Source organism: Agromyces mediolanus (assembly GCF_044917495.1).
Taxonomy (GTDB): domain Bacteria; phylum Actinomycetota; class Actinomycetes; order Actinomycetales; family Microbacteriaceae; genus Agromyces; species Agromyces mediolanus_B.
Window position 1 is genome coordinate 1 of record NZ_JAVSSI010000022.1, and the last position, 15,711, is coordinate 15,711.

The following is a 15,711-nucleotide window of genomic DNA, read 5'->3' on the forward strand; positions in this document are numbered from 1 at the left end:
GACACCGGCGACCTCGCCCCCGCGAAGGCGGACGCGGAGCCCGCGCCCGTCCGCTCGCACTGAGCCCGCACTGCTCCTGCGCCTGCGCCTGCACTTCGCCTGCGCAGCCCGCGTGCGCCCGGCGGGGGGGGGGGGGGGGGGGGGGGGGGGCCCCCCCCCCCCCCCCCCCCCCCCCCCCCAAGACGGGTGGCCGGCTCAGAGCTGCGCGCGACCCTCGCCTCGGCGCCTTCGGGTGATGACGCTGATCCAGATGCCGGCGAGGAGGAGCAGCAGCGCCCCGCCCGCGGTGAGCGCGACGGCCTCGACCGACACGTCGCGACCGGTGGTCGCGAGGTCGTTCGCCGCGACGATCGTGATGCCGGTCACGATGCTGCGCACGCCGCCGTCCGGGGAGAGCCCGTTGATCTGCAGCGTCTCGGCACCCAGCCGTACGCCCTTCGGCAGCGACAGCGTCGCGGTGAACGTGCCGTCGGCGTTCGCCGTCGCCTCGCCGAGACCGAGCTCGGCGCCCAGGAGCCAGAAGTCGAGGGCGCTGCCGCCCTGGAACCCGGCGCCGCTGATGCGGAGCGAGCCGCCCGCCGGCACGGCGAGGGTGCCGTTCACGAGCGCCACCGGCTTCCCGTCGGGCCCGACGGCCTGCACCCGGACCGCGAAGCCGTCGCCCGAGATCACGAAGGTGTCGCCGTCGGTGCTCGTCGAGACGGGCTCGTCGACGCCGCTCAGGGTCGAGGCGGCCGTGCCCGCGGCGAGCTTCGGCAGGGCGCCGGAGGCGGTGCGGATCGGTTGCAGCACGGGCGTCGCCGTCTGGGCCGGGGATGCCGCGCCGGGGCCGGCGTCGGTCACGGCGCGCACCGCGACCTGGCGCGGAACCCCGTTGCCGAGGCCCTCGATGACGATCGGGCTCGTCGTCGTCCCGGCCGAGATCCAGGTCTTGCCGCCGTCGATCGAGTACTCGTAGTCGCTGATCGGCGAGCCGCCGTCGTTCGCGGGCGGGGTGAACTTCACGGTGAGCGTGCGGTTGCCCGGCGTGATCGAGTCGATCGTCACGGCGTCGGCCGGACGGCGGGGCGTGGTGGAGGCATCCGCCGCCGGTCCGCTGCCGGCCTCGTTCAGCGCCGAGACCCGGAACGCGAGCGGGGTGCCGTTGGCGAGGCCCGTGATCGTCGTCGTCGTCGCGGTGGAGGCGGTGTCGGCGATGACCGTGGTCCACGTCGCGCCGCCGTCGTTCGACTGCTCGACGAGGTAGCCGGTGATCGGTGCGCCGCCGGTGTCGGCGGGCGCGGTCCAGCTGAGCGCCACCCGGCCGTCCTCGGGCGTCGCGACGAGCGGGGCGGGGGCGCCCGGCGTGGTGCGCGGCGTCGTGAGCGCCGTCTCGGCGTGCGCGCCGGTGCCGGCCGCGTTGATCGCGGAGACCCGGAAGGCCACCGGGGCGCCGTTGCGCAATCCGGTCACGGTGTGGCTCGTCGCCGGGGTCGGGGCGAGCAGCGCGGCGGGCCGCAGCGACTGGCCGCGCAGCAGGCTCGGCAGCGAGACGGAGGTGTCGGGCACGATCGTCGCCCAGGTGCTGCCGCCGTCGATGGACTGCTCGATCCGGTAGCCGGTGACGGGCGTCCAGCCGTCGGCGACGGGCGCCGTCCAGCCGAGCTCGACCGTGGTGTTCCCCGGCGTGGCCGTGACGGGCAGCGGCGCGGCCGGCGTCGTGTAGGGGGTGACCGGGTTGCTGGTCGCGGCCCACGGACCCTGGCCGTTCGCGTTCAGGCCGGCCACGCGGAACGCGATCGGCGTGCCCGCGGCGAGCCCGGTCACGGTGGCGCTCGTCGCGTCGGAGCCGGTGTCCTCGATGCCGGTCGTCCAGGACTCGCCGGAGTCCGCCGTCCACTCGACGACGTAGCCGGTGATCGCGGCGCCGCCCTCCCAGGCGGGAGCGGTCCAGCTGACGAACGCCTGCTCGGCGCCCGCGACGGCGCTCGTGGCCGTGCCGGCGCCCGGCCCGCTCGCCTCGACCTCGAGCGCGACGGTGAGCGTCTGGCGCGCGGTCTTCGCCGGGTGAGGGCCGCCCGGCGAACGGTCCTCCGCCGAGATCTCGAACTCGAACGACTCGCTGTCGTCGCGCTGACGGGCGTCGGCGGCCGCGGCATCCGGCACGAAGGCGTACTTCCCCGTCGCCGCGTCGAGGTGGAGCGTGCCGTAGGTGCCGCGCTTGCGCTGGGTGTAGGTGACCCCGTCGATCGTCGTGGTGGCCTGCTCGCCGCCGACGATGGCGCTCGTGATCGGGCTGTCGGGGTCGCTCACGTCGAGCGTGCCGGTGCTCGTCGGGTAGCTCTGCGCGCCGTCCTGGTTCAGCAGGATGATCGGGGCGACCGGACCGAAGGCGGGGTCGTCGTCGACCGCGGTGATCGCGATGGCGACGCTGCCCGCTGCGGAGACCTGGCCGTCCGCGTCGGCCGCGGTGATCGCGATCGTCCGGCTGGCCGCGGGGTCGTCGGAGGCGTTGTGGTACTGCAGCTTGTCGCTGATCGAGGCCGCGACCGCGTCGGTGACCTTCGTACCGAAGACGCGCACGTTGTCGATGAGCAGCGTCGCGCCCGCGGCCCGGCCGCAGGTCTTGTCCTGGGTGCCGCCGACGAAGACGAAGCGGTACTCGCCCGAGGCCGGGATGACCGTCTCCTTCGTGATGAAGGCGTTCACCTCGTTGCCGCCGGTGGCGTCGAGCACCGGCGTCTGCGCACCGGTCGCGGTGTTCAGGATGTAGCCGTAGACGTGGAAGTTGTCCGATCCCTGGTAGGCCCGCCAGTCGAAGTAGATCTTGTCGTTCGCGGCGGCCTCGAAGGGGTTGCTCGAGACGGCGGGACCGTGCACGACGTCGCAGCCCTCCGCCGTCTGCATGTCGCTCGTGAGCTCGAGGCTCGTCGCGCCGTGGCTCGCGGCCGCCTCCGTGAGTCGCACGGTGTAGCTCGCCCGCACGGGCGCGGCGTCGTCGTCGACCGGCGCGTTCGCCCCGCCCGACAGGCCCGCGTAGGAGCTCTGGTCGATGGTGCGGAAGCCGGCGATCGAGGTGACGCCGAGGTCGACCCGGTCCTGGATGACGGTCCAGCCGCCGATGCTGTCGTCGTCCTCGAAGCTCGGGTTGTCGAAGGGGCTCGTGAACTCGATGCGCAGTGCGCCGTTCGCGCCGGCGCGGTCGGATGCCACGGCGCCGATGAGGTCGGCGCCCGTGCCGTTGCCCAGGTACACGCTCGTGCCGACGATGCTGACGACGCCGGCCGTGGTGTCGGCGGTCTCGGCGGTGATGAGCGAGAGCGTCTCCTCGGCGGTGCCGCCGTCGACCGCGAAGTCGAGGTAGCCGCCGCCGTAGCTCGAACCGCCGCTGAAGGTGACCTGCTCGCCGACGGCCACGGGCGGGGCCTGCTCGACGTAGGCGACGGGCTCGCTCGGGCCGGACACGCTCGGCGGGGCGGCGAACGCGGCCATCGGCTGCGCGGCGACGGCGAGCGATGCGGCGACGCCGCAGGCGGCGAGTCGGACCAGGTGACGGGAGCGCGGCGGGCGCGCGGCGGGGTGGACGGCAGAAGCCTGCGAAGTCATGTAGGGACGCCTTCGGGTCTGGCATCCTGCCTCGGCGGCACCCCGGACGGGCCGGGGCGTCGGGTGCGCGGACGCGCACAGGCGGCAGGACGCGATCAGCCTAGAAACCGGCGCCCGTCGGGCCACAGGGAGAAAACTCCTGCCGGGCACCCCCAGCTCGGGTGCATCCCGTGCCCCGGACCGGCGTCGCCGTCGCCGGGCTCAGCTCCCCCGGACGCGCGCGTACGCGGCGAGCGCGCGCTCCCGCGTGAAGGGCAGCTCGACGATCGGCATCCGTCCGGCGCTGTCGGGCGCCCACCGGCCGACGTAGCGGCCCTCGGGATCGAACTTCTTCTCCTGCAGCAGCGGGTTGAACACGCGGAAGTAGGGCGCGGCGTCGGCACCGCAGCCCGCGACCCACTGCCAGTTGAACGGGTTGCTCGCCTGGTCGGCGTCGACGAGGGTGTCCCAGAACCAGCGTTCCCCGATGCGCCAGTCGAGGAGCAGGTTCTTCGTGAGGAAGGAGGCGGTCACCATCCGCACCCGGTTGTGCATCGCGCCGGTGCGCCAGAGCTCGCGCATGCCGGCGTCGACGAGGGGGAAGCCGGTCTCGCCGCGCTGCCACGCGCCGAGCAGCTCCTCGTCGGGCTCGGCCCACTCGAAGGCGTCGAAGCGTCGGTCGAGGTTGCGCTCGGCGAGCTCGGGCGCGCGGAACAGGGTGTGCCAGGCGAACTCCCGCCAGCCGAGCTCGCCGAGGAACGCCGCGGAGGCACGGCCGGGCTCGGCGGCCCGGTGCCACACGGTGCGCGGGCTGAGCTCGCCCCAGCGCAGGTGCGGCGAGAGGTTCGAGGTCGCGTCGATGGAGGGCACGTCGCGGTCGTCGGCGTAGTCGTCGACGCGCTCGTCGAGGAAGGTCTCGAGCCGCTCGAGGGCGGCGGCCTCGCCCGGCCGCCAGGTCTCGGCGAGCCCGCCGGCCCAGTCGGGGCGGGTGGGCAGCAGCGCCCAGTCGTCGAGGGGGTCGGAGCGCACGGGACCGGCCGCGTCGCGGAGCGTCTCCGGGGCGGCGAGCGGGAGGGCGGGCGGCGGTGCGGCGAGGCACGCCCGCCAGAACGGCGAGTACACCCGGTACGGGCCGCCCTCGGCGGTGGCAATCGTCCACGGCTCGTGCAGCAGGCCGCCCGGGAAGGAGTCCGCGCCGAGGCCGGCCTCGCGCAGTTCGCGCTTCAGCGCGGCATCCACCTCGCGTTCCGGGCCGCCGTAGCGGCGGTTCCAGACGACGCGGTCGGCGCCCGCCTCGGCGGCGACGCGGGGCACGACCTCGCCCGCGGGACCGCGGCGCAGCACGAGCGTCGCGCCGAGCTCGGCGAGGGCCGCGGCGAGCGCCGTCAGCGAGTGGTGCAGCCACCAGCGCGCGGCGCCGCCGAGGGGGCGGATGCCGGGGGATGCCTCGTCGAGCACGTAGAGGCAGACGACGCCGCCCGGGTCGCCGGCCGCGGCCGCGAGCGCGGGGTGATCGGCGAGCCGGAGGTCGTCCCGGAACCAGACGAGCGTGGTCACGAATCGGCCCCCGTCCGCTCGCGGGCGCCGGCCTCGCGCCGTTCGCGGGCGCCGGCCTCGGCCTCGGCCGTGATGCGGTTCGCCATGCCCGCGAAGATGATGCCGTGGAAGGGCAGGATCGCCCACCAGTACAGCCGCCCGGGCAGCCCCTTCGGGAAGTACACGGCCCGCTGGTGGTAGCGGGAGCCGCCGCCGGGCGCCTCCTCGGCCGAGAGTTCGAGCCAGGCCCGGCCCGGCACCCGCATCTCGGCGCGCAGCCGCAGCGAACGGCCGCGTTCGAGCGACTCGACCCGCCAGAAGTCGACGACCTCGCCCTCGTGCAGCTCGTGCGGGTCGCGCCGCCCGCGCACGAGGCCGACGCCGCCGACGAGCTTGTCGATCCAGCCGCGCACCGCCCAGGCGAGCGGGAAGGAGTACCAGCCGTTCTCGCCGCCCACGCCCTCGATCACCCGCCACAGCTCGGCGACGGGCGCCGCGCAGTCGCGGGTGCGCTCGTCGGTGTAGACCGTGTGGCCCGCCCAGTCGGGGTCGCTCGGCAGCGGGTCGCTCGGCGCGCCGGGGGCGGCGGCGTTGCGCCAGCTCGTCTCGACCTCGCCGGCCCGTTCGCGTTCGAGCGCGAGGCGCACGGCGGTGCGGTACGGCAGGAGCCCTTCGGCGGGCGGCGGGATGACCCGGTCCACGTCGTGGTCGTGCATGACGCAGTCGTACTGCAGCGACTCGATGATGGGTACGGCGAGCCGGCGCGGGATGGGGGTGACGAGGTTCACCCACTGCGCCGCGAGCCACGGCGTGAGCACGGGCAGCGCGGCGATCGGCCGCTGCGGCAGCCCGGCCTCGACGGCGTACCCGTTCATCAGCTGCCCGTAGCGCAGCACGTCGGGTCCGCCGATGTCGAAGGCGCGGTTCACCTCGGGCGGCGCGTCGAGCGCGCCGATCAGGTAGTGCAGCACGTCGCGGACGGCGATCGGCTGGATGAAGGAGCGCACCCAGCGCGGCGCGGGCATGTAGGGCAGCACCTCGGTGAGGTGGCGGATCATCTCGAAGGAGGTCGAGCCGGAGCCGATCACGACGCCCGCCTGCAGCACGATCGTCGGCACGCCCGAACGCAGCAGGATCTCGCCGACCTCGGCCCGGGAGCGGAGGTGGCGCGACAGCGGCACGCCGGGCGGGTGCAGTCCGCCGAGGTAGACGATGCGGCGCACGCCGTGCTCGCGCGCCGAGGCGGCGAACTGCTCGGTCATGGCACGCTCGCTCGCCTCGAAGTCGCCGGGCGCCCCCATGGAGTGCACGAGCCAGTACGCGGCGTCGACGCCCGTCATCGCCTCGTCGACCGCCCGGCGGTCGGTGAGGTCGCCCTCGACGATCTCGACCTCGTCGGCCCAGGGGGCCTCGGCGAGCCGGGAGGGATGCCTCGCGATGAGCCGCACCTCGTGGCCGGCCGCGAGCAGCCTCGGGACGAGCCGTCCGCCGAGGTAGCCGGTCGCGCCGGTCACGAGCACCCTCATGGCGTCGGCAGCCACTCCGCGGTGCGCTCGACGAAGCGCTCGAGCTCGTCGAGGGAGCCGCGCGGCGTGATCGCGCGCAGCACGAGCTCGTCGACGTGGCCGTCGTAGGCCCGCAGTCGCGAGGCATCCGCGATGGTCGTGTCGATGGCGTCGAAGCCGAGCCTGGCGAAGTTCGCCGCGTAGGCCGGGAACGACTGGTAGCGGGCCGACTCCTCCTCGAGCGCCGGGCGGGCGCCGGGCTCGACGATCGTGCGGGCGTAGAGCACGGCGCGCACCTCGCGGCCGGCGGCCCGGCGGTGCAGCTCTTCGCGTGCGGCGTCGCCGGCGTCGGGCGTCAGCCAGTTGAGGAGCACCGCGTCGGCCTCGTGCGCGGCGAGCTCGCGCATCTTCGGCCCGAGGGCGCCGACGGCGATGCCGGCGCCGGTGCGGGCGCGGAGCTCGGCGAGGCCGTCTCGGACGAGCCCGAGCGGCTTGGCCGCGCGCCCCGAGCCGATGCCGATGAGGGTGCGCTCGGCGGGCAGCCCGTCGAGCTGGAGGGATGCCGCGGGGCGGCGGTCGAGCGGGACGACCCCCGTCGCGAGGCCGAGCCCGCTCGTGACCGCGGCCGCCTCGCGGAGGCCGGCGAGCGAGTCGCCGCCGGGCACGTCGTTCAGCCAGAGGGCGTGGAAGCCGAGGCGCTCGATGCGCGGCGCGAGGGCCCGCACGTGCTCGGCCGGCGTGGTGCCGATGAGTCCGATCGAGTACGCGGTGGCCATGTCGTGCTCAGCTCGCGTAGCCGCCCACGAGGCGGACCGCCCCGCCGTCGACGCCCTTGGCACCCTGCTCCCAGCCGTCGCCGGGGGGCGTGCCGTGCGCGACGGTGCCGAGCCGCCAGGACGGCAGGCCCAGGCGGTCGAGCTCGGCGACGATCGCGTCGGCGGCCTGCTCGGCGACGACGGCGAAGAAGCCGACACCGAGGTTCCAGGTGCCCTCGGTCGATTCGAGCGTGGTGCCGGCGAGCTCGTTCAGCACCCGGAAGACGGGGGCGGGCGACCAGGTGGCGCGGTCGAGCTCGGCGTAGGAGCCCTTCGGCAGCACCCGGGCGAGGTTCGCGGCGAGGCCGCCGCCGGTGACGTGCGAGAGGGCGTGCACTGCTGGGCCGTGCTCGCCCTCGAGGAGCTCGACGAGCTGCCCGGAGTACAGGCGGGTGGGCTCGAGGAGCGCCTCGCCCCAGCTCGCGCCGAGCTCGGCGGCGTGGTCGCCGTAGCCGATGCCGGCGTCGCGCAGGATGGCGCGCACGAGCGAGAAGCCGTTGGAGTGCAGTCCGCTCGAGGAGATCGCGATGACGGCGTCGCCGTCGCGCACCTTCTCGGCGCCGAGGGCGCGGTCGGCCTCGACGATGCCGACGGCGGCACCCGCGACGTCGTAGTCGTCGGCGCCCATGAGGCCGGGGTGCTCGGCCGTCTCGCCGCCGACGAGGGCGGTGCCGGTGTCGGCGCAGGCGCGCGCGATGCCGGTGACGATCGTCGCGATGCGCTCGGGCACGACCTTGCCGCACGCGATGTAGTCGGTCATGAACAGCGGCTTCGCGCCGACCACGACGATGTCGTCGACGACCATGCCCACCAGGTCTTGCCCGATCGTGTCGTGCTTGTCGAGCGCCTGGGCGATGGCGATCTTCGTGCCGACGCCGTCGGTCGAGGTCGCCAGCAGCGGCCGGGCGTAGTCCTTCGCGAAGGACAGGTCGAAGAGGCCGGCGAAGCCGCCCACCCCGCCGAGCACCTGGGGCCCGTGGGTGGCGGCGACCTGCGCCTTCATCAGTTCGACGGCGAGGTCGCCGGCGGCGGTGTCGACTCCAGCCGCGGCGTAGGACGAGTTCGCGCTCACCCTCCAAGGGTAGCGGCGGTTCGGCGACTAGAATTCAGTCATGCATGCGGGGGCGACGCCGTCGTGGGTGATCCGTGAGAACGCGGGTCGCGGAATCCTGCTCGCCCTCTATCTCCGCGAGGTGCTCGCGGTCGGGGCGCCGGCCGAGCTGCCGCGGCTGCGCGACGTCGGCGCGATCGGCGATCGCGCGCCGGGCGACGGCCGCCTCGAACGGCAGTGGCGCACGTGGTGGGACATGACCGTCGAGCCGGAGGAGCATCCCTCCCCGGTGCCGCTCGAGCTCGTCGAGGCGTACGGCACGGCCATCGCCCTGCCCCGCAGCGGGGCCGAGGAGCTCGCCCGCGCCGTCGTGCCGCACGCCGGCGCGGCGCTCGCCTGGGTCGAGTGGGCCGAGGACGGCTACCGCACCGCTTCGAAGTCGCGGCGCGGCGACTCCTACCGGGCGTACGCCGGCACCATCGCCGAGCACGAGCGCGAGGTCGGCCGGCGCGCGCACTCCTTCGAGCTGAACGTCGAGGTGCTGCCGCTCGCCGAGGTCGGGGTGTGGTGGATCGGCCGCAAGACCGTCGCCGTCACTGACTCGCTGCGCAGCGACGCCGCCGCCTTCGACGACGCCATCCACCCGATCATCGCCGAGCTGGCGTAGGGCGGGTCGGTCAGGCGCGGAGCGCGCCGGCGGCCCTCGCGTTCCTTCAGCCGTCCAGCGGAAGGGCGGCGATCCAGCCGATGTCTCCCATATTCGGGTCTCTGCCGAGCGCCCGCCACGCGGACATGGCGACCTCGAAGCCGTCGCCCGACCACGGATGAAACCGACCGGTGTCGCCGTCGAGGTTGCCCATCACGGCATCCGTCAACAGCGCCTTCAGGATGACGGCACCCAGCTCGAGCACCCGCTCGTCGGAGACGCCCGGAAACGCGCGCCGGATCCTCCACGGCAACGCCCAGAGCTCGACATAGTCGTCCGTGAGCTCCTCGCGGAAGTCCGAGACGATCTCCTCGACGATGAGTTCATCAAAGGTCCGCTCCTTGCGGACATACACCCACTCCTCGCCCTCGTTCAAGAGGAGCGCCATCGGGCGTGGAAGCCAGATCGCCGAGAACTCCACCACGTGCTCCGGCGTGCAATCGGCGACGACGCGGGTCTCCGCGAGGGAGACATCCGCCCGGTCGTCCTCCCCCGGATCGTGGTCGAAGAGGAACCGTGCCGCGATCATTCCGCCTTCCCAGCGAACCGCCACTGCGCGGAGCCCCGGCGTCACCAGCCCCCGGAGCGCACGCTGCATCGACAGCAGCACCGAGGCCCTGACCGTCATCCTGGGCACCTCTCAGAAGCCATGCTCAACGCGCGTCCGCAGTCCCTGAGCACGAACCGATCGAGAGCTGTACGGGGGTCGCAGCACCTCGGCGGGGTCGAGGCCGAGTGCTCGGAGTTCTCGTTCGATGTCGGAGACGAAGGAGCGGATGCCGGCATCCACCTCCGCCCAAACGAATGGGCCGATGGCGGAGCCCGGGCGGTAGCAGGAGGCGACCAGCCAACCGCTCGGGGACGGCGTGATCTCCACCGCGTCCACTTCTTCGAGCGACATCGAGTCGAACTGGAAGCGGGCGCCAGGCGCTGCGCGCCACGCGGAGAGCAGCCAGGCGAGCTCGACGGCCGGGAAGCTCGGCTCTTCGAACAGGATGGCGTCATCCGACGCGATCCGAAGGGTGCCGTCGACCGCGATGAGGAAATCGGCCTGCGTGGCACCGCGCAGCTCCGCGGCATCCAACCGGTCCACCGAGATGTGCAACCGCATCGTTCCCCCAGGGCAGTCGCGGGCGGGATCAAGCGAGGAACACTCTCCGTTCCTCGCACGCTCGATTCAAGCACGAGCGGCTCGTCGGCGCGATCATCTCGACGTCGCAGGCCCGTCCCGCCAGATCCGTCCGCCCCTGGCCCGTGCCAGACTCGAACGCATGAGCATCTGGTTCGGCGAGCCCTCCCTCGAGTGGGCGAACTCCCGCAGCGACGGCACCGCGATCACGAGCCTCGGCATCGAGATGACCGAGCTCACCGACGACTCGCTGAAGGGGCGGATGCCGGTCGACGGCCGCACCCGCCAGCCCGGCGGGGTGCTGCACGGCGGGGCATCCGTCGCCCTCGCCGAGACGCTCGCGAGCTGGGGCGCGAGCATGACCGTCGACCCCGAGCAGTACTACTGCGTCGGCATGGAGATCAACGCGAACCACGTGCGCCCCGTCGCCGAGGGCTGGGTCTACGGCGAGGCGCGGCCGCTCACCCGCGGCCGCACCACCCAGGTCTGGGACATCCGCATCACCGACGAGCAGGGCCGGCCGGTCTGCATCTCGCGCTGCACCATGGCGGTGCTGCCGATCCCGTCGAAGTACTGATCCGTGGCCGGCCTCAGCCGCCGAAGACCTCCCGCAGTTCGGGCCACGCCGCCGCGCGCACGTACACCGGCACCCGGTCGATCGGCACCTCGACCTCGAACACGCGGTCGCCGGCCACCGGTTCGCCCGTCCAGGCATCCACCCAGTCCCCCGGCGGCAGCGCCACCTCGTGGCGCGAGCCGTCCTCCGTCACGACCGGCGAGACGAACAGCTCGCGGCCGAGGAACCACTGCAGCGGATGCGTCCACGCGGTCTCGAGCCCGGGGTGGTCGAAGTACACCGGCCGCATGAGCGGCGCGGAGCTGCGGATCGACTCGCGCGCCTCGGCGGCGAGGTACGGCACGAGCCGCTCGCGCAGCTGCGCGAACTCGCGGAACACCGGCAGCACCCGTTCGTCGCCGGTCTGCTCGGCGATGTTCCACGGCGTGCGGTCGCGCGAGGGCGCCCGATGGTGGTTGAACTCCGAGTGGTACTGCATGATCGGCACGAAGACCGAGGCGGCCGTGGCCCGCAGGTAGAGCTCGGCGCCCGGCACCGGGCCGGAGAAGCCGGCGAGGTCCCAGCCCCAGTACAGGATGCCGCTCGCCGCCGAGGACAGCCCCGCGAACATCGACCAGCGGAACGCCTCCCACGTGGAGTTCTCGTCGCCCGCCCAGAACGCGCCGTGCGCCTGCGATCCGGTGAACCCGGCCCGGCTGAACGTCACCGGCGCCTTGCCGGCCGAGCGCAGCAGCTCGCCGTACGCCGCCGCGTAGGCGACGGGGAAGCGGTTGTTGGCCTCGTCGCCGCGGCTGCCGTCGAGGGAGACGAGCTCGCGACCCCAGGCGTGCTCGCCGCCGTCGGTCTTGAAGCCGTCGATGCCGAGCTCCTCGACGAGGTAGCGGCGCTTCTCGGTCCACCAGCGCGCGGCGCGCGGGTCGGTGAGGTCGGGCATGAGCGACAGCGGGAACCACCAGCCGCGGTTCCGGTACGGCCGGAGGGCGCCGCGCCCGTCGGGCTCCCGCAGCAGCACGCCCTCGCGGATCGCCGCCTCGGCATCCGCCTTCGCCTGCCCCTCGGGGTGCGGGCGCAGCTTCATCAGCGGGATCTGCCAGAGGTGCACCCGGATGCCTCGGGCGTGCAGCTCGTCGACCATGCCCTTCGGGTCGGGCCAGGCGCCGTCGGCGGGGAACTCGAAGTCGGCCAGCCGGTGCGGCGAGCCGTCGGCGTCCACCGCGTAGCGGGCGTCGCGGAACGCGGTGAAGGTGCGCTCGTCGCTCCACGCCTCGATGACGACGGAGCCGACCGGCACGTCGTGCTCGCGGTGCAGATCGAGCTGGCGCATCACCTCGGCCTGCGTGTTCCACTCGTTGCCGCTCGCCCAGAGGCGGAACACCCAGTCGGGGAGCTCCTCCGGGCGGCCGACCTCGTCGAGGAAGGCGCCCAGCACCTCGGCGGGGGCGCCGTCGTAGACCGCCAGCTCGACGACGGGGTCCTGCGCCGCGCCGGCCGGGCCGGCCGAGGCATCCGCCGCGTCCACCTCGACCTCGACGACGAGCCGCTCGGCGCGGGACTCGCCCAGGTCGTACCAGCTGCGCCGCGAGGTGCGCACGTGGAAGCCCCAGCCCTCGCCGCCCACGACGTGCGCGAACGGCATCGGCAGGTAGGTCTTCCGCTCGGCGCCCTGGCTCTTGTACTGCTCGAAGACGACCGCGTCGAGGCTGCGGCCCCGATGGTCGAGCGCATCGAAGCGCTCGCCGAAGCCGGTGACGTGCTCGCCCGCCTCGAGCGGCAGCGCGAAGCGCACCCGGTGCACCCGCTCGCCGTCGGCGAGGAGCTGCACGCTGCCGGGCACGAGCCGGTCGCGGCCGAGCACGCGCACCGCCTCGTCGGGGGCGGTGCGCCAGCTCGCCGACGCGACCTCGAACCAGCGGGTGCGCTGCGCGCCGCCGTCTCCGTCGCGGCCCGTGAAGCGGTAGCGGAGCCGCGAGCCGGCGGCGGGCGCGTCGATCGTCGCCGCCCAGCCCCCCGCCGCGCGGGCGAGTCTGGCCTGCGCCGTGGCGAGGTGCCCGCCGTCGACCAGCTGCCCGCGGGAGCTGCGCGGCACCCGTCCGAGGGCGATCGTCTCGGCAGACTCGCCGCCGTCGGCATCGATCACGACGAACTCCAGCTCGACGGTCTCGACCTCGGCGCTCGCGCGCACCCCCAGGGCGAGCGGCTCCCCGGCGACCGGCAGCACCGGCCGGCGCTGCTCCGTGTCCTCGGAGTACGGATGCCCCGAACCGAACGGGCGGTGCCGGATCATGCGCGGACCCCCTCGTCGTCGCCGAGCTCGACCGCGAGCCGGAGCAGCATCGCGTGGCTCCACAGCAGCGGCTGCGCCACCGGCCCCCAGCGCTCGACCCATTCGTCGACCCGCTCGGGGGCGAGGAGGTGCTGCCCCACCTGCTCCGGCATGGCGCCGTCGGCGTCGGCCGTCGAGGCCGCCCAGGCGAGCAGCTCGCGCGCCCGCTCGACGTCGCCCGCCCGGGCGTGGGCGATGCCGAGGAAGCAGGACAGCAGCGGCCACTGCCCGCCGCCGTAGAAGGTGTCGTCGAGGTAGCGGTGCACGCCGTCCCCGACCGTGAGCTCCTGCTCGAGCCGCTCGATCGTCGCCGCGCCGAGCGGGGAGCCCGCCGCCACCACGTCGAGGAGTCCGACGACGGCGCCGAGGCTCGCGTCGACGGCGTCCGAACCGAGCCACTTGGCCAGATGGCCGTCGACGACCCCCTCGCCGGCGGCGCCGATCCGGGCGAGCGCGGAGCGCTCCGCCGCCGCAGCGACCGCGGAGCGCGCGGGGTCGAGCACGCCGAGCGCGAGCGACTCGCGCAGCCCCGCCGCGATGCAGCCGAGGGTGGAGACGTGCACGTGCTGCGCGTGCTCCTCCCACCAGTCGAAGCACGGACGGTCCCAGGAGGCGACGAGGTAGTCCACCGAGAGCTCGATCGCGCGGCGCCAGCGCGAGGCATCCGCACCGTGCCGGCGGACGTGCTCGCCGAGCGCCCAGAGCCAGGTGCCGTAGCCGTCGAGCTGGAAGTCCCACCACTCGTCGTCGCCCTCGCGTCCGTCGAACGTGAACCGGGTGGCGAGCATCTCGGCGTCGGGCACCGGGGCCCCCGCCTCGGCGGCGGCGACGATCTCGGTGATCCGGTCCGCGCGAGCCTCCAGCACCGCGGCGCACCAGTCGAAGAAGCGCTCGGCCGACTCCGCGCGACCGGCCGCCGACATCGCGTCGGCGATGAACGCGCCGTCGCGGAACCAGCTGTACCCGGCGTAGGCGGAGAACGTCGGGCTCGCCGGGTAGGCGCCGCCCGCGTCCTGGAGCGAGGCGATGAGCTCGGCGCTCGTCTCGGCGAGCTCGGGGATCGACGGCCTGCGGCCGGTCACGGGAAGGGTCATGCGTCGTGCTGCTTTCGTGTTCGGGGTGGTCTGGGGCGGGACCGCCGGGTCGATGGCCCCGCCGGCGCCGGCCGGCGCCCGGTCCGGGCGCGCGGCCGACGCGGGATCAGCCGATCGCGGCGTCGATGCGCGTGCTCGCGGAATCGAGCGCCTCCTCGACGGTCTTGCGACCGGCCTGGGCCTCGACGAGCTCCTCGGTCATGATGTCCTGCATCTCCTGCTGGCCCTTCGCGACGACGGGCGGCAGGGCGACCTGGTCGAGCGAGTCGAAGACGGCCTGCCGGTTGGCCGGGTCGCCGAGCTCGAGGTAGCTCGCGAGCGCGGCCTCGTCGGAGATCACCGGCAGCTCCCAGCCCGCGTCGAGACGGGTCTCGACCATCACGTCGCTCGAGGTGAGGAAGCGGGCGAACTCGGCTGCGGCATCCTGGTGCTTCGAGCCCGAGGAGACGCCGACCGCGTTCGAGAAGAGCGCGCTCGCCTGCTGGGTGTTGCCCGGCTCGACCGCGATGTCCCAGCCGAACGGCACGTCGGCGAAGGCGCCGAACATCCAGATGCCGGTGTGCAGCATCGCGAGCTTGCCGTCCGCGAAGAGGTTCGTGTCGAAGTCGGGCGTGCCCTGCCCCTGCTCGACCGTCGGCATGACGGTACCGCTCTTGCCCACGAGCCACTCGGCCGCCTCGACGCCCTCGGGGGTGTTGAACGCAGTCTTCGTGCCGGACTCGTCGAGGAACTCCCCGCCGTTCTGCGCGAGCACCTTGTAGAACTCGTAGAAGCTGACCGGCTGGTGATCGCCCCAGACGCCCGCGGCCTGGTCGGTGAGCTGCTCGGCCGCGGCCTGCTCGTCGGCCCAGGTCCAGTCGGAGGTCGGGTACTCGAGCCCGGCCGCGTCGAAGAGGTCCGAGTTGTAGAACAGCACGACGGTCGAGAACGAGCTCGGCAGCGCGTACTGCTTCCCGTCGGTGGCGTACGCCTCGAGCACGCTCTCGCGGTAGACGCCGGGGTCCTCGACCGGGATCTCGGCGAGCACGCCGTTCGCCTGGTACTGCGCGTAGTTCGCGTACTCGAGGTCGAACACGTCGGAGACGGTGCCGGCGGCGAGGTCGGTCTGCAGCGCGGTGCCGTAGTCGGCGTACGGCAGCGTGGTCACCTCGACGGTGATGTCGGGGTGCTCCTCCTCGAAGGCCGCGACGATCTTCTGCAGGTTCTCCTCGTTGCCGTCGTTCGAGATGAAGTTCGTGTACGTGATGGTCACGGGTCCGTCGGACTGCCCGCCGTCGGCGGTGCAACCGGTCATCACGAGGGCGGCCGCGGCGGCGATGCCGGCGGCGGTGAGCGCTGTGGTCCTCATTCGGGAATCTCCTTCGATCGTGTGAGGGGTGGTGCGGTGGGTGGTGCGGGGGAATTGCTCGGG

Annotated in this window: 12 protein-coding genes; 2 read left to right on the forward strand and 10 right to left on the reverse strand. The window is 73.8% G+C overall.

What is annotated here, in order from left to right:
• Window positions 1–195: 195 nt before the first annotated feature.
• The 5 genes from ROT00_RS18070 to purM form a co-directional block, all read right to left on the reverse strand.
• The gene (locus tag ROT00_RS18070; protein ID WP_404776427.1) at window positions 196–3,585 is read right to left on the reverse strand and encodes a fibronectin type III domain-containing protein; all 3,390 of its coding nucleotides are present in this window, start codon (window positions 3,583–3,585) and stop codon (window positions 196–198) included.
• Window positions 3,586–3,786: 201 nt separating this feature from the next.
• Entirely contained in the window at window positions 3,787–5,121 is a 1,335-nt protein-coding gene (locus ROT00_RS18075; protein WP_404776428.1) for a cryptochrome/photolyase family protein, read from the reverse strand.
• The gene (locus ROT00_RS18080; RefSeq protein ID WP_404776429.1) at window positions 5,118–6,614 is read right to left on the reverse strand and encodes an SDR family oxidoreductase; all 1,497 of its coding nucleotides are present in this window, start codon (window positions 6,612–6,614) and stop codon (window positions 5,118–5,120) included. Before ROT00_RS18080 ends, ROT00_RS18075 begins: the two co-directional genes overlap by 4 nt.
• Before the next feature lie 8 nt (window positions 6,615–6,622).
• Window positions 6,623–7,381, reverse strand: coding sequence for an LLM class flavin-dependent oxidoreductase (locus ROT00_RS18085; protein ID WP_404776430.1), 759 nt, complete (start codon window positions 7,379–7,381; stop codon window positions 6,623–6,625).
• Between the two features lie 7 nt (window positions 7,382–7,388).
• Complete coding sequence (gene purM, locus ROT00_RS18090; protein WP_404776431.1) at window positions 7,389–8,492, reverse strand: phosphoribosylformylglycinamidine cyclo-ligase; 1,104 nt, start codon at window positions 8,490–8,492, stop codon at window positions 7,389–7,391.
• Window positions 8,493–8,532: 40 nt separating this feature from the next.
• Between purM and ROT00_RS18095 the strand changes: the two genes are divergently transcribed.
• Window positions 8,533–9,138, forward strand: a complete 606-nt coding sequence (locus tag ROT00_RS18095) for a zinc-binding alcohol dehydrogenase (RefSeq protein ID WP_376932736.1) — start codon at window positions 8,533–8,535, stop codon at window positions 9,136–9,138.
• Between the two features lie 46 nt (window positions 9,139–9,184).
• Here ROT00_RS18095 and ROT00_RS18100 read toward each other — a convergent pair whose 3' ends face one another.
• Window positions 9,185–9,805: a MafI2 family immunity protein gene (locus ROT00_RS18100; protein ID WP_404776432.1), complete on the reverse strand. Its 621-nt coding sequence runs from the start codon at window positions 9,803–9,805 to the stop codon at window positions 9,185–9,187.
• Between the two features lie 12 nt (window positions 9,806–9,817).
• Window positions 9,818–10,288 carry a DUF7878 domain-containing protein gene (locus tag ROT00_RS18105; RefSeq protein ID WP_404776433.1) on the reverse strand — a complete coding sequence of 157 codons (471 nt, stop codon included), beginning with the start codon at window positions 10,286–10,288 and terminating at the stop codon, window positions 9,818–9,820.
• A 160-nt stretch (window positions 10,289–10,448) separates the two neighbouring features.
• Here ROT00_RS18105 and ROT00_RS18110 point away from each other — a divergent pair, with 160 nt between their 5' ends.
• The gene (locus ROT00_RS18110; RefSeq protein WP_404776434.1) at window positions 10,449–10,883 is read left to right on the forward strand and encodes a hotdog fold thioesterase; all 435 of its coding nucleotides are present in this window, start codon (window positions 10,449–10,451) and stop codon (window positions 10,881–10,883) included.
• A 13-nt stretch (window positions 10,884–10,896) separates the two neighbouring features.
• Here ROT00_RS18110 and ROT00_RS18115 read toward each other — a convergent pair whose 3' ends face one another.
• The 3 genes from ROT00_RS18115 to ROT00_RS18125 all read right to left on the reverse strand — a co-directional run bounded on the left by ROT00_RS18115 (window position 10,897) and on the right by ROT00_RS18125 (window position 15,648).
• On the reverse strand, window positions 10,897–13,167 hold the full coding sequence (locus ROT00_RS18115; protein ID WP_404776435.1) for a glycoside hydrolase family 31 protein: 2,271 nt from the start codon (window positions 13,165–13,167) through the stop codon (window positions 10,897–10,899).
• Window positions 13,164–14,300, reverse strand: a complete 1,137-nt coding sequence (locus ROT00_RS18120; protein ID WP_404776436.1) for a glycoside hydrolase family 15 protein — start codon at window positions 14,298–14,300, stop codon at window positions 13,164–13,166. The genes ROT00_RS18115 and ROT00_RS18120 overlap by 4 nt, the downstream gene beginning before the upstream one ends.
• Window positions 14,301–14,406: 106 nt before the next feature.
• Window positions 14,407–15,648 carry an ABC transporter substrate-binding protein gene (locus tag ROT00_RS18125; RefSeq protein ID WP_404776437.1) on the reverse strand — a complete coding sequence of 414 codons (1,242 nt, stop codon included), beginning with the start codon at window positions 15,646–15,648 and terminating at the stop codon, window positions 14,407–14,409.
• Window positions 15,649–15,711: the final 63 nt, after the last annotated feature.

What these genes read in the sequence shown, in the direction of transcription:
- ROT00_RS18070 (WP_404776427.1), bottom strand. Translation starts at nt 3,585, where the DNA reads ATGACTTCGCAGGCTTCTGCCGTCCACCCCGCCGCGCGCCCGCCGCGC.
- ROT00_RS18085 (WP_404776430.1), bottom strand. Translation starts at nt 7,381, where the DNA reads ATGGCCACCGCGTACTCGATCGGACTCATCGGCACCACGCCGGCCGAG.
- ROT00_RS18095 (WP_376932736.1), top strand. Translation starts at nt 8,533, where the DNA reads ATGCATGCGGGGGCGACGCCGTCGTGGGTGATCCGTGAGAACGCGGGT.
- ROT00_RS18100 (WP_404776432.1), bottom strand. Translation starts at nt 9,805, where the DNA reads ATGACGGTCAGGGCCTCGGTGCTGCTGTCGATGCAGCGTGCGCTCCGG.
- ROT00_RS18105 (WP_404776433.1), bottom strand. Translation starts at nt 10,288, where the DNA reads ATGCGGTTGCACATCTCGGTGGACCGGTTGGATGCCGCGGAGCTGCGC.
- ROT00_RS18110 (WP_404776434.1), top strand. Translation starts at nt 10,449, where the DNA reads ATGAGCATCTGGTTCGGCGAGCCCTCCCTCGAGTGGGCGAACTCCCGC.
- ROT00_RS18115 (WP_404776435.1), bottom strand. Translation starts at nt 13,167, where the DNA reads ATGATCCGGCACCGCCCGTTCGGTTCGGGGCATCCGTACTCCGAGGAC.
- ROT00_RS18120 (WP_404776436.1), bottom strand. Translation starts at nt 14,300, where the DNA reads ATGACCCTTCCCGTGACCGGCCGCAGGCCGTCGATCCCCGAGCTCGCC.
- ROT00_RS18125 (WP_404776437.1), bottom strand. Translation starts at nt 15,648, where the DNA reads ATGAGGACCACAGCGCTCACCGCCGCCGGCATCGCCGCCGCGGCCGCC.